This window comes from Streptomyces rubrogriseus (genome assembly GCF_027947575.1).
Taxonomy (GTDB): domain Bacteria; phylum Actinomycetota; class Actinomycetes; order Streptomycetales; family Streptomycetaceae; genus Streptomyces; species Streptomyces rubrogriseus.
This window is the reverse complement of sequence record NZ_CP116256.1, coordinates 2,420,197-2,433,323: the sequence shown is the minus strand read 5'-3', so window position 1 is coordinate 2,433,323 and position 13,127 is coordinate 2,420,197. Positions and strand designations below refer to the sequence as shown.

Here is a 13,127-nt window from a genome sequence, read left to right as displayed (position 1 = left end):
GGACGATCAGGCCGGCTCCCACGAGAGGAGCCGGCCTGCGGTGGACCGACCAGTGTACGTCGTGCGGGACGCGAACGCCTGGTGTGGCCGACGGGGCGGGTACGGAGCGCCTAGCGGGCGTTGAAGTACTTCGCCTCGGGGTGGTGGATGACGATGGCGTCGGTGGACTGCTCGGGGTGGAGCTGGAACTCCTCGGACAGGTGGACGCCGATCCGCTCCGGTTCGAGGAGCGCGGCGATCTTCGCGCGGTCCTCCAGGTCGGGGCAGGCGCCGTAGCCGAGGGAGAAGCGGGCGCCCCGGTACTTCAGGGCGAACATGTCCTCCATCTCGGCCGGGTCCTCCCCGGCGAAGCCGAGTTCCGAGCGCACGCGCGCGTGCCAGTACTCGGCGAGGGCCTCGGCGAGCTGCACGGACAGGCCGTGCAGTTCGAGGTAGTCGCGGTAGGCGTTGGCCTCGAACATGCGGGCCGTCTCCTCGCCGATGCGGGAGCCGACGGTGACGACCTGGAAGCCGACCACGTCGGTCTCGCCGGACTCCTCCGGCCGGAAGAAGTCGGCCAGGCACAGGCGCCGGCCGCGGCGCTGGCGGGGGAAGGTGAAGCGGGTGCGTTCGTTGCCGTCGTCGTCGAGGACGATCAGGTCGTCGTCCTTGGAGACGCAGGGGAAGTAGCCGTAGACCACGGCCGCCTCCAGCAGGTTGTCCGTCTGGAGCCGGTCGAGCAGGCCGCGCAGCCGCGGCCGGCCCTCGGACTCGACCAGTTCCTCGTAGGAGGGTCCCTCGCCGGTGCGGGCCTGCTTGAGACCCCACTGGCCCTTGAAGAGGGCGCCCTCGTCGAGCCAGGAGGCGTACTCCTTGAGCTGGATGCCCTTGACGACGCGGGTGCCGCGGAAGGGCGGGGTGGGGACCGGGTTGTCGATGGCGACGTCGGAGCGGACGTGGCCTTCCTCGGGGCGCTCGTCGATCTCGACGGTGGCGGCCCGCACCCGGCGCTGCTTCAGCTCCGGCAGCTTGGCGCCGGGCACGCCGCGCTTGATGCCGATCAGCGCGTCCATCAGGCGCAGGCCCTCGAAGGCGTCGCGGGCGTAGCGGACCTCGCCGTCGTAGATCTCGTGGAGGTCCTGTTCGACGTAGGCCCTGGTGAGGGCGGCACCGCCGAGGATGACCGGGTAGTCGGCGGCCAGCTTGCGCTGGTTCAGCTCCTCCAGGTTCTCCTTCATGATCACCGTGGACTTGACGAGGAGGCCGGACATGCCGATGACGTCGGCCCGGTGCTCGTCGGCCGCTTCCAGGATGGCGGAGACGGGCTGCTTGATGCCGAGGTTGACGACGTTGTAGCCGTTGTTGGACAGGATGATGTCGACGAGGTTCTTGCCGATGTCGTGGACGTCGCCGCGGACGGTGGCCAGCACGATGGTGCCCTTGCCGTCGTCGTCGGTCTTCTCCATGTGCGGCTCCAGGTGGGCCACCGCGGTCTTCATGACCTCGGCGGACTGGAGCACGAACGGCAGCTGCATCTGGCCGGAGCCGAACAGTTCGCCGACCACCTTCATGCCGTCGAGCAGGGTGTCGTTGACGATGTCGAGGGCCGGGCGCTCCCGGAGGGCCTCGTCGAGGTCCTGTTCGAGGCCGTTCTTCTCGCCGTCGATGATGCGGCGCTTGAGGCGCTCCTCGAGCGGGAGGGCGGCCAGTTCCTCGGCCTTGGAGGCCTTCAGCGACTTGGCGGTGGCGCCCTCGAAGAGCTGCATGAGCTTCTGCAGGGGGTCGTAGCCCTCGCGGCGGCGGTCGTAGATCAGGTCGAGGGCGGTGGTGACCTGCTCCTCGTCGAAGCGGGCGATCGGCAGGATCTTGCTCGCGTGCACGATGGCCGAGTCAAGGCCGGCCTTGACGCATTCGTCGAGGAAGACGGAGTTGAGCAGGATGCGGGCGGCCGGGTTGAGGCCGAAGGAGATGTTCGACAGGCCGAGCGTGGTCTGCACGTCCGGGTGGCGCCGCTTGAGTTCCCGGATGCCCTCGATGGTGGCCAGGCCGTCCTTGCGGGACTCCTCCTGGCCGGTGCAGATGGTGAAGGTCAGGCAGTCGACGAGGATGTCGGACTCGTGGATGCCCCAGTTGCCGGTGAGGTCGTCGATGAGCCGTTCGGCGATCTCGACCTTCTTCTCGGCGGTGCGGGCCTGTCCCACCTCGTCGATGGTCAGCGCGATCAGCGCGGCGCCGTGCTCCTGGGCGAGCTTCGTGACGCGTGCGAACCGGGACTCGGGGCCGGCGCCGTCCTCGTAGTTGACCGAGTTGATCACCGCGCGGCCGCCGAGCTTCTCCAGGCCGGCCTGGATGACGTCGACCTCGGTGGAGTCGAGGACGATGGGCAGCGTGGAGGCGGTGGCGAACCGGCCGGCCAGTTCCTCCATGTCGGCGACGCCGTCCCGGCCGACGTAGTCGACGCAGAGGTCGAGCATGTGCGCGCCTTCGCGGATCTGGTCGCGGGCCATCTCGACGCAGTCGTCCCAGCGGCCGTCCAGCATGGCCTCGCGGAACTTCTTGGACCCGTTGGCGTTGGTGCGCTCGCCGATGGCCAGGTAGGAGGTGTCCTGGCGGAAGGGCACGGTCTGGTAGAGCGAGGCGGCGCCGGGCTCGGGGCGCGGGTCGCGTGCGGTGGGGGCGGTGTCCCGGACCCGCTCGACGACCTGGCGCAGGTGCTCGGGGGTGGTGCCGCAGCAGCCGCCGACCAGCGACAGGCCGTACTCGCGCACGAAGGTCTCGTGTGCGTCGGCCAGCTCGGGCGCGGTCAGCGGGTAGTGGGCGCCGTCCTTGCCGAGGACGGGCAGACCGGCGTTGGGCATGCAGGTCAGCGGGATACGGGAGTGCCGGGCGAGGTAGCGCAGGTGCTCGCTCATCTCGGCGGGGCCGGTGGCGCAGTTCAGGCCGATCATGTCGATGCCGAGCGGTTCCAGCGCGGTGAGCGCGGCGCCGATCTCCGAGCCGAGCAGCATGGTGCCGGTGGTCTCGACGGTGACGGACACGATGAGCGGCAGGTCGAGGCCGAGGGCGTCCAGGGCGCGCCGGGCGCCGAGGACGGAGGCCTTGGTCTGGAGCAGGTCCTGCGTGGTCTCCACCAGCAGTGCGTCCGCGCCGCCCGCGACCAGTCCCTCGGCGTTGCGCTGGTAGGCGTCGCGCAGGACGGTGTACGGGGCGTGGCCGAGGGTGGGGAGCTTGGTGCCGGGGCCCATGGAGCCCAGCACCCAGCGCTGGCGGCCGTCGCGGGCGCCGAACTCGTCGGCGACCTCGCGGGCGACGCGGGCGCCGGCCTCGGACAGTTCGTGGACGCGTTCGGGGATGTCGTACTCGCCGAGGGCGGAGTGGTTGGCGCCGAAGGTGTTGGTCTCGACGCAGTCGACGCCGGCCGCGAAGTACTCCTCGTGCACCGAGCGGACGATGTCGGGCCGGGTGAGGTTCAGGACCTCGTTGCACCCTTCGAGCTGCTGGAAGTCGTCCAGCGTGGGGTTCTGGGCCTGGAGCATGGTGCCCATGGCGCCGTCGGCGACCACCACGCGGGTGGCGAGGGCCTCTCGGAGGGCGGACACGCGGGTGCGGGTGTCGGCGGGCGGGGTGGATGGCGACGAGGCCATGAAAGGGCTCCCTAGGATGCGACGGCTGTCGGCTTTGCCTCTGCCCGGTGCCGCCCGTCGTGGACGTCCCCGGGGAGAACGCACGCCGCCAGGGTAGCCGGGACCGGGGGCCGATGGTCAGGGCGTCCACGAGACGGACGAGGATGGCGGGGCGAATACCCGCCGAACGGACGAGCCTCCCCGGCTGGAACGTCCCACTCCGGCGGTGGCCCGCGCCCGGCGCACGTGCGGGGTGCACGCGCCTCGCACGGGACGTCGGCGGTCACCGGGAGGTGGCCGAAGTGCAACAGTTGCCCGCCGACCATTGGCGGGAGGTCGGCATGGACCGGTAGTGTTCGGCATTGCCGAACGACGTCAGCGACGCCGAGGTCGGCAGTCGAAGGGGACGGAGGCAGTACGTCGATGGCACGGAACATCCAGTCGCTCGAGCGGGCGGCCGCCATGCTGCGCCTGCTCGCGGGCGGCGAGCGGCGGCTCGGCCTGTCGGACATCGCCTCCTCGCTGGGTCTGGCCAAAGGCACCGCGCACGGCATCCTGCGCACCCTCCAGCAGGAGGGGTTCGTGGAGCAGGACGACGCCTCCGGGCGCTACCAGCTGGGCGCCGAACTGCTGCGCCTGGGCACGACCTACCTGGACGTGCACGAACTGCGGGCCCGCGCCCTGGTGTGGACCGACGACCTGGCCCGCTCCAGCGGTGAGAGCGTCCACCTCGGGGTCCTGCACCAGCAGGGCGTCCTGATCGTGCACCACGTCTTCCGGCCCGACGACAGCCGGCAGGTCCTGGAGATCGGGGCCATGCAGCCGCTGCACTCCACGGCGCTGGGCAAGGTGCTGTCGGCGTACGACCCGGTCGCGCACAGCGAGGCGCTGGAGGCCGACCGCAAGGCGTTCACCGACCGGACCGTCTGCGAACCGGACAGCTTCGAGCACGTCCTGGACATCACCCGCGCGCGGGGGTACGCCGCCGACGTCGAGGAGACCTGGGAGGGCATCGCCTCCATCGCCGCCCCCATCCACGACCGCAGGCGGATGCCGGTCGGCGCGGTCGGCATCACCGGGGCCGTGGAGCGGCTGTGCCGGGAGGGCGAGCTGCGGCCCGAGCTGGTGGCGGCGGTGCGGGACTGCGCCCGCGCGGTGTCGCGGGACCTGGGCGCCGGGCGGTTCTAGGGCGCAGGCGAGCCGACACGGGCCGACACAGGGGCCGGGACACCGAAGGTGTTCCGGCCTTCGACGTTCCCGGGGGACGGGCCGGGCGGGGATCGATAGCCCACGACGATCAATAACGATCGTGCTTTCGATAACACAGCTCTTGACGCGCGCGTGACGCCGAACGAGACTCGCGTCCATCGGTCGGCATTGTCGAACACCTACCGGCAATACGCGTTAGAGTGTCCACAGTGCCAAGGGCCGCCATCGCTCTCACACCGAGGGCGCCGGAACACCCGGAGGGACCCGGGGTTCGGCTTTCCCTGGACGAAGGACAAAGGAGTCGCGGGTGTCCAGCTCCGACATCTTCATCGGCGAGACCATCGGTACCGCCCTGCTCATCCTGCTCGGCGGCGGCGTGTGTGCCGCCGTCACGCTCAAGGCCTCCAAGGCCCGCAACGCCGGCTGGCTCGCCATCGCCTTCGGGTGGGGCTTCGCCGTCATGACGGCGGCGTACATATCGGGTCCGCTCTCCGGCGCCCACCTCAACCCGGCCGTGACCGTCGGCATCGCGATCAAGGACGGCGACTGGAGCAACACGCCGACCTACTTCGCGGGTCAGCTCCTCGGCGCCATGATCGGCGCGGTCCTGGTCTGGGTCGCCTACTACGGCCAGTTCCAGGCCCACCTCACCGACCGCGAGATCGTCGGCGGCCCCGGCGCACAGGACACGACGGCCAAGTCCGTCGAGGCGCAGGAGAAGGGCGCCGGCCCGGTCCTGGGCGTCTTCTCCACCGGTCCCGAGATCCGGCACACGGTCCAGAACCTCGCCACCGAGATCATCGGCACCTTCGTGCTGCTGCTCGCCATCCTCACCCAGGGCCTGAACGACGAGGGCAACGGCCTCGGCGTCCTGGGCGCCCTGATCACCGGGTTCGTGGTGGTCTCCATCGGTCTGTCGCTCGGCGGCCCGACGGGATACGCGATCAACCCGGTCCGCGACCTCGGCCCGCGCATCGTGCACGCCCTGCTGCCGCTGCCCAACAAGGGCGGCTCCGACTGGTCCTACGCCTGGATCCCGGTCGTCGGTCCGCTGATCGGCGGTGCGATCGCCGGAGGTGTCTACAACCTCGCGTTCGCCTGAGCGGGCCCCGCTTCGGCGATCATCGAGCCGCAGACCACGCGCCGTACGCACCGGCCACCGCCACCCACCACGGAACCCAGGAGCACACAGTGACCGACTCCCACACCGCAGGCCCCTTCATCGCCGCGATCGACCAGGGCACCACCTCCTCGCGCTGCATCGTCTTCGACCGCGACGGACGCATCGTCTCCGTCGACCAGAAGGAGCACGAGCAGATCTTCCCCAAGCCGGGCTGGGTCGAGCACGACGCCACCGAGATCTGGACCAACGTCCAGGAGGTCGTCGCCGGAGCCGTCGAGAAGGCCGGCATCACCCGCGACGACATCAAGGCCATCGGCATCACCAACCAGCGCGAGACCACCCTCGTCTGGGACAGGAACACCGGTGAGCCCGTCCACAACGCCATCGTCTGGCAGGACACCCGCACCGACGCCCTGTGCAAGGAGCTCGGCCGCAACGTCGGCCAGGACCGCTTCCGCCGCGAGACCGGCCTGCCCCTCGCCTCCTACTTCGCCGGTCCCAAGGCCCGCTGGCTGCTCGACAACGTCGACGGTCTGCGCGAGCGCGCCGAGGCGGGCGACCTGCTCTTCGGCACCATGGACACCTGGGTCATCTGGAACCTGACCGGCGGGGTGAACGGCGGCAAGCACGTCACCGACGTCACCAACGCCTCCCGCACCATGCTGATGAACCTGCACACCATGGCGTGGGACGAGAAGATCGCCGAGTCGATCGGCGTCCCGATGCAGATGCTCCCCGAGATCCGCTCCTCCGCCGAGGTGTACGGCGAGATCACCGGCGGCCGCCTCGGCGAGCTGCTCGGCGGCATCCCGGTCGCCTCGGCGCTCGGCGACCAGCAGGCGGCCCTGTTCGGCCAGACCTGTTTCTCCGAGGGCGAGACCAAGTCGACGTACGGCACCGGCACCTTCATGGTGATGAACACCGGTGACAAGCTGATCAACTCCTACTCGGGCCTGCTGACCACCGTCGGCTACAAGATCGGCGACCAGGACACGGTCTACGCCCTGGAGGGCTCGATCGCCGTCACCGGTTCGCTGGTGCAGTGGATGCGCGACCAGATGGGCCTGATCTCCACCGCCGCCGAGATCGAGACCCTGGCCCTGACGGTCGAGGACAACGGCGGCGCCTACTTCGTGCCGGCCTTCTCCGGCCTGTTCGCCCCGTACTGGCGCTCCGACGCCCGCGGTGTGATCGCCGGCCTCACCCGGTACGTGACCAAGGCGCACCTCGCGCGCGCCGTCCTGGAGGCCACCGCCTGGCAGACGCGGGAGATCGCGGACGCCATGACGAAGGACTCCGGCGTGGAGCTGACCGCCCTCAAGGTCGACGGCGGCATGACCTCCAACAACCTGCTGATGCAGACCCTCGCCGACTTCGTGGACGCCCCCGTGGTGCGCCCGATGGTCGCCGAGACCACCTGCCTCGGCGCCGCCTACGCCGCCGGTCTCGCCGTCGGCTTCTGGAACAGCACCGACGACCTGCGCGCCAACTGGCGGCGGGCCGCCGAGTGGACCCCCCGCATGGACGCGGACACCCGCGACCGTGAGTACAAGAGCTGGCTCAAGGCCGTCGAGCGGACCATGGGCTGGCTCGAGGACGAGGAGTAAGAACCACCATGACCACTCAGTCCACCCTGCAGTCCGTGCCTGCCCTGGGTACGCACCCGGCCTCCGGCTCCAACCCGAGCCGGGCCGAGACCCGGGAGCAGCTCTCCAAGGCGTCGTACGACCTTCTCGTGATCGGCGGCGGCATCCTGGGCATCTCCACCGCCTGGCACGCCGCGCAGTCCGGTCTCAGGGTGGCCGTGGTCGACGCCGGCGACTTCGCCGGCGCCACCTCCTCCGCCTCCTCCAAGCTGCTCCACGGCGGACTGCGCTACCTGCAGACCGGCGCGGTGAAGCTGGTGGCGGAGAACCACTTCGAACGCCGTGCGGTCTCCCGCCAGGTGGCCCCCCACCTGGCGAACCCGCTCACCTTCTACCTCCCCGTGTACAAGGGCGGGCCGCACGGCGCGGCGAAGCTCGGGGCCGGCGTCTTCGCGTACTCGGCGCTGTCCGCCTTCGGCGACGGCGTCGGCCACCTGCTCTCGCCGGCCAAGGCCGCGCAGGACGTGCCGGAGCTGCGCACCGACAACCTCAAGGCCGTGGCCGTGTACGGCGACGACCAGATGAACGACGCCCGCATGGCCCTGATGACCGTCCGCGCGGCGGTCGAGTCCGGCGCGGTGGTCCTCAACCACGCCGAGGTCACCGGCCTGCGCTTCACCAACGGCCGGGTGACCGGCGCCGAGCTGAAGGACCGGCTGTCCGGCGACGAGTTCGGCGTGAACGCCCGCCTGGTGCTCAACGCCACCGGCCCGTGGGTCGACCACCTGCGCCGCATGGAGGACCCGGCCGCGGCGCCGTCGATCCGGCTCTCCAAGGGCGCGCACCTGGTGCTCAAGCGCACCGCGCCGTGGAAGGCGGCGCTGGCCACCCCGATCGACAAGTACCGGATCACCTTCGCCCTCCCCTGGGAGGACATGCTGCTGCTCGGCACCACCGACGAGGAGTTCGAGGGCGACCCGGCGGACGTCGCGGTCAACGACAAGGACATAACCCAGATCCTGGACGAGGCCGCGTTCTCCATCCGCGACCAGCAGCTCGACCGGGACCTCATCACGTACTCCTTCGCGGGTCTGCGGGTGCTGCCGGGCGGTCCCGGCGACACGGCGAAGGCCAAGCGGGAGACGGTGGTGACCGAGGGCCGGGGCGGCATGCTGTCCGTCGCCGGCGGCAAGTGGACCACCTTCCGCCACATCGGCCGTACGGTGATGAAGAAGCTGGAGGCGCTGCCGGGCCACCCGCTGGGCGACGACTTCGAGCCGATCGCGTCGCTGCCGAAGAAGCTGCCGCTGCCCGGCGTCGCCAACCCGCGCGCGGTCGCCCACCGGCTGCTGGTGGACGGTTCGGCGCCCGGCCCGCGCATGGCGGCGGACACCGCCAGGCACCTGGCCACGCACTACGGTTCGCTCGCCTTCGACATCGCCCGGCTCGCGAACGAGAGCCCGGAGCTGGCGCAGCGCGTCCACCCGGACGCCCCGGAGATCTGGGCGCAGGTCGTGTGGGCCCGGGACAACGAGTGGGCCGAGACGGCGGACGACGTGCTGCGCCGCCGTACGACCCTGACGATCCGCGGCCTGGCCACGGACGACGTCCGCGCGCAGGTCCAGGACGTGCTGGACAAGAAGTAGGGCCCGCGTCTCCGCACCGCGCGGCGGGTGTCCGGACCCCGGGGACGGGGCAGTGATCCGTTCACTGCCCCGTGCACAGGGGCTGCGGGCGGCCCCTCGGCACGCCGTAAGGTTGGGGGGTACGCGAGGGCACGTCGGAAGGAGGCGCTGGGTGATCGAGCTCGAGGGGGTTCCCGAGCTGGTCGACCCGGTCATGGTGGCCGCGTTCGAGGGCTGGAACGATGCCGGTGACGCCGCCTCCACCGCGGTCGCGCATCTCGACAGGGAGTGGAAGGGCGAGGTGTTCGCGGCGCTGGACGCCGAGGACTACTACGACTTCCAGGTCAACCGTCCCACGGTGTTCATGGAGGACGGCGTCCGCAAGATCACCTGGCCGACGACCAGGCTGTCGGTGGTCCGGGTCGGCGGCGACAAACCGCGCGACCTCGTGCTCGTCCGTGGCATCGAACCGTCCATGCGCTGGCGCTCGTTCTGCAACGAGCTGCTCGGCTTCGCCCACGAGCTGGGCGTCGAGCTGGTGGTCGTCCTGGGCGCGCTGCTGGGCGACACGCCGCACACCCGTCCGGTCCCGATCAGCGGGACCACGTCGGACGCCGACCTGGCGCGGCGCATGGACCTGGAGGAGACCAAGTACGAGGGGCCCACGGGCATCGTCGGCATCCTCCAGGAGGCGTGCACGCACGCGGGCGTGCCGGCCGTGTCGCTGTGGGCGGCGGTGCCGCACTACGTCTCGCAGCCGCCGAACCCGAAGGCCACGCTGGCCCTGCTGAACCGGCTGGAGGACCTGATCGGCGTGCGGGTGCCGCTGGGCGAGCTGCCCGAGGACGCGCGTGCCTGGCAGGTGGGCGTGGACCAGCTGGCCGCCGAGGACACCGAGGTCGCCGAGTACGTGCAGTCGCTGGAGGAGGCCCGGGACACGGCGGAGCTGCCGGAGGCGTCGGGCGAGGCGATCGCGCGGGAGTTCGAGCGGTATCTGCGGCGGCGGGACGGGTCGGGGCCGGGCGGGCCCGGGCCCGGGGGTCCCGGCGGACACGCCACGGCGGACGGCGGTGACGGGCCGACCGGGGCGCCGTTCCTGCGGGACAACCCGAGTGGGCGGAGCCGGCCGCCGAAGCCGCCGAAGGCGGGCGGGGACGACGAGGAGTCGTCGGAGGACTGAGCGAAGGAACCGGGGCCGCTTCCGGAGAAGCGGCCCCGGTTCCTTCGGTCTGTACGCCTGTTTACAGCGCTACGCCCAGCAGCGCGTCCACCGCTCGGGAGACCACGCCCGGCGCGCCGATGTCCGTGCCGCCGGTTTCCTGCTGGAGGGCGGCCCAGCGGTCGACCGCGGCGAGGGCGGCCGGGGAGTCCAGGTCGTTCGCGAGGGCCTCGCGGATCTGCTCCACCAGGGCCTCGGCGGGCGGGCCGTCGGGGCGGGAGACGGCGGCGCGCCAGCGGTCGAGGCGGGCGAGCGCGTCCTGGAGCACCTGGTCGGTCCACTCCCAGTCGGAGCGGTAGTGGTGGGCGAGCAGCGTGAGCCGGATGGCGGCCGGGTCGACGCCCTCGCGGCGCAGCTGGGACACGAAGACCAGGTTGCCCTTGGACTTGGACATCTTCTCGCCGTCGAGACCGACCATGCCGGCGTGCACGTACGCCTTGGCCATGGGGAACTCGCCGGTGAGGGCCTGGGCGTGCGAGGCGCCCATCTCGTGGTGCGGGAAGGCCAGGTCGGAGCCGCCGCCCTGGACGTCGAAGCCCATGCCGAGGTGGTCGAGGGCGATGGCGACGCACTCGATGTGCCAGCCGGGGCGCCCGCGGCCGAGCGTGCCGCCGTCCCAGCTGGGCTCGCCCTCGCGGGCGGCCATCCACAGCATCGGGTCGAGCGGGTTCTTCTTGCCGGGCCGGTCGGGGTCGCCGCCGCGCTCGGCGGAGAGCAGCCGCATGGTGGCGGCGTCGAGGTGGGAGACGCCGCCGAAGTGCGGGTCCGCCTCGACGGAGAAGTAGGTGTCGCCGTCCAGCTCGTAGGCCGCGCCGGCGTCACGCAGCCGCTCGACGAGCGGGACGATGCCGGGTATGGCCTCGACGGCGCCTATGTAGTGCTGCGGCGGGAGCATCCGCAGCGCCGTCATGTCCTCGCGGAAGAGGGCGGTCTCCTGCTCGGCGAGGGCGGTCCAGTCGACCCCGTCGCGCACGGCCCGCTCCAGGAGCGGGTCGTCCACGTCGGTGACGTTCTGGACGTAGTGGACCTGCCGCTTGGTGTCGAGCCACACGCGCTGCACGAGGTCGAACGCGTTGTAGGTCGCCGCGTGACCCATGTGGGTGGCGTCGTACGGCGTGATGCCGCAGACGTAGATACGGGCGACGGGACCGGGGTCGAGGGTGACGGGGCCGCCGGTCGCGGTGTCGTGGATCCTCAGGTCGCGGCCCTGACCAGGCAGGGCGGGGACCTCGGAAGCGGGCCAGGCATGCATGTCATGAGCCTAACCGGACGGATGTTCCGTACACGAACCGGACCGGGCCGGATGGCCGGTAAGGCGCTCTTGCGCACCACCGGCCGGTGTGGCATCGGAGGTCTACACGGGCGGCCAGGGGATGGCCGGCCACTCGCCGCTGGGCTCGGGGTGCTTGCCGGAGGCCAGCAGGGCGTCGACCCGCGCGCGCGTGGCGTCGAGCTCGGCGGGCGTGATGAGCGCGGCGAGCCGGAGGGCCAGGCTGCCGCCGTCCTTCAGCGCCTGCCTGAGGGCGTCGAGCACCGCCAGGGCCTCGTCGGTGAGGGGGTCGCCCGCCCAGCCCCACAGCAGGGTGCGCAGCTTGTTCTCGGCGTTGAAGGTGACCCCGTGGTCGATGCCGTACAGCCGCTCCCCCGCGGCGGGCAGCAGGTGGCCGCCCTTGCGGTCGGCGTTGTTGATCACGGCGTCGAGTACGGCGAGCCGGCGCAGCCGTGCGTCGTCGGCGTGGACGAGCAGGGCGGTGCGGCCCTCGCCGACCTCGGCGAGGGCGATCGCCTTCCAGCCGGCGCCGGGTTCCTCCTCGTCCACCAGGGCGAGCAGCTCCGTCTCCGGCACGGTCTCGATCCACAGCTGGACCATGCCCTCGCCGTACGGGCCGTCGCGCAGCACGGTGGGCGGGACCAGGCCCCAGCCGGTGGCTTCGGAGACCTCGTAGGCGGCGACCTCGCGCTGGGCGAGGGTGCCGTCGGGGAAGTCCCACAGCGGGCGCTCCCCGGCGACCGGCTTGTAGACGCAGGCCGCCTCGCGTCCTTCGTGCGTCACCGTGCAGTACAGGGCCGCGTTGGAGGCGTCACGGATGCGTCCGCGCACGGTCAGTTCGCCCAGGGCGAGCAGTTCGGCCGCCGCCGCGTCGGTGGTCACGCTCCGCGGCGGTATCCGTTCTGGCGCGGACATACGTGTCCTTCCGGGTCGAGCGGGAGGCTGCACAGCGGGCACGGCGGCCGCCCGGCGTTGACGACGTCGAGGGCGCGCTTGGCGAAGGCCCTGGCCTGCGCGCCGGTGAGGCGGACCCGGAGCATCGGCGGGCCGTTCTCCTCGTCCTGGAGGAGCCGTTCCTCGGCCTCCGCCAGGTCCTCCTCGGACTCGGCGTCCAGCTCCACGAGGGCCTGCGCCTCGACGATCATGCGCTGGTCCTCGCCGTCCCAGGCCAGCGCCATGGTGCCGACCCTGAACTCCTCCTCGACGGGGGTGTCCAGCGGCGCCGTGTCGGCGGGCCCGGTGGGCGCGGTGGCGGGGACGACGGTGCTGCCGCCGCTGCGCCGTACGACCTCGTCCAGAAGCTCGTCCATGCGCTCGGCGAGGGCGGCGACCTGGGTCTTCTCCAGGGCCACGCTGGTCACCCGGGAGCCGGCGGAGGCCTGGAGGAAGAACGTACGGCGCCCGGGCAGCCCGACCGTACCGGCCACGAAACGTTCCGGTTGGTCGTAGAGGAACACCTGACGGGACACGTCCTGTCTCCATGGGAGTCGGGG

General features: G+C 71.5%; 9 protein-coding genes. 5 read left to right on the top strand and 4 right to left on the bottom strand.

The genetic code is table 11. The annotated features are described in order from the left end of the window. Nucleotides 1–110: 110 nt before the first annotated feature. The gene (gene metH / locus Sru02f_RS10745; RefSeq protein ID WP_109033649.1) at nucleotides 111–3,623 is read right to left on the bottom strand and encodes a methionine synthase; all 3,513 of its coding nucleotides are present in this window, start codon (nucleotides 3,621–3,623) and stop codon (nucleotides 111–113) included. Nucleotides 3,624–4,025: 402 nt separating this feature from the next. Between metH and Sru02f_RS10740 the strand changes: the two genes are divergently transcribed. From Sru02f_RS10740 to parJ, 5 genes are all read left to right on the top strand, one after another. Continuing rightward, nucleotides 4,026–4,790 carry an IclR family transcriptional regulator gene (locus Sru02f_RS10740; RefSeq protein WP_003977167.1) on the top strand — a complete coding sequence of 255 codons (765 nt, stop codon included), beginning with the start codon at nucleotides 4,026–4,028 and terminating at the stop codon, nucleotides 4,788–4,790. 328 nt (nucleotides 4,791–5,118) lie between these two features. Continuing rightward, the gene (locus tag Sru02f_RS10735; protein WP_109033648.1) at nucleotides 5,119–5,913 is read left to right on the top strand and encodes an MIP/aquaporin family protein; all 795 of its coding nucleotides are present in this window, start codon (nucleotides 5,119–5,121) and stop codon (nucleotides 5,911–5,913) included. An 89-nt stretch (nucleotides 5,914–6,002) separates the two neighbouring features. Then, nucleotides 6,003–7,541: a glycerol kinase GlpK gene (gene glpK, locus Sru02f_RS10730; protein ID WP_109033647.1), complete on the top strand. Its 1,539-nt coding sequence runs from the start codon at nucleotides 6,003–6,005 to the stop codon at nucleotides 7,539–7,541. Nucleotides 7,542–7,549: 8 nt separating this feature from the next. After that, complete coding sequence (locus Sru02f_RS10725; protein ID WP_109033646.1) at nucleotides 7,550–9,166, top strand: glycerol-3-phosphate dehydrogenase/oxidase; 1,617 nt, start codon at nucleotides 7,550–7,552, stop codon at nucleotides 9,164–9,166. Between the two features lie 151 nt (nucleotides 9,167–9,317). Next, nucleotides 9,318–10,325 carry a filament polymerization regulator ParJ gene (parJ, locus tag Sru02f_RS10720; RefSeq protein WP_109033645.1) on the top strand — a complete coding sequence of 336 codons (1,008 nt, stop codon included), beginning with the start codon at nucleotides 9,318–9,320 and terminating at the stop codon, nucleotides 10,323–10,325. Between the two features lie 61 nt (nucleotides 10,326–10,386). On the opposite strand, the gene mshC is transcribed toward parJ, so the two are convergent. The 3 genes from mshC to Sru02f_RS10705 form a co-directional block, all read right to left on the bottom strand. Beyond that, nucleotides 10,387–11,616, bottom strand: a complete 1,230-nt coding sequence (gene mshC, locus Sru02f_RS10715; protein ID WP_109033644.1) for a cysteine--1-D-myo-inosityl 2-amino-2-deoxy-alpha-D-glucopyranoside ligase — start codon at nucleotides 11,614–11,616, stop codon at nucleotides 10,387–10,389. 102 nt (nucleotides 11,617–11,718) lie between these two features. Then, entirely contained in the window at nucleotides 11,719–12,549 is an 831-nt protein-coding gene (locus tag Sru02f_RS10710; protein WP_167469714.1) for an SCO1664 family protein, read from the bottom strand. Then, nucleotides 12,513–13,103 (bottom strand): DUF3090 domain-containing protein, encoded by a 591-nt coding sequence (locus tag Sru02f_RS10705; RefSeq protein ID WP_003977160.1) that lies wholly within the window; start codon nucleotides 13,101–13,103, stop codon nucleotides 12,513–12,515. The genes Sru02f_RS10710 and Sru02f_RS10705 overlap by 37 nt, the downstream gene beginning before the upstream one ends. Between the last annotated feature and the right edge of the window lie 24 nt (nucleotides 13,104–13,127).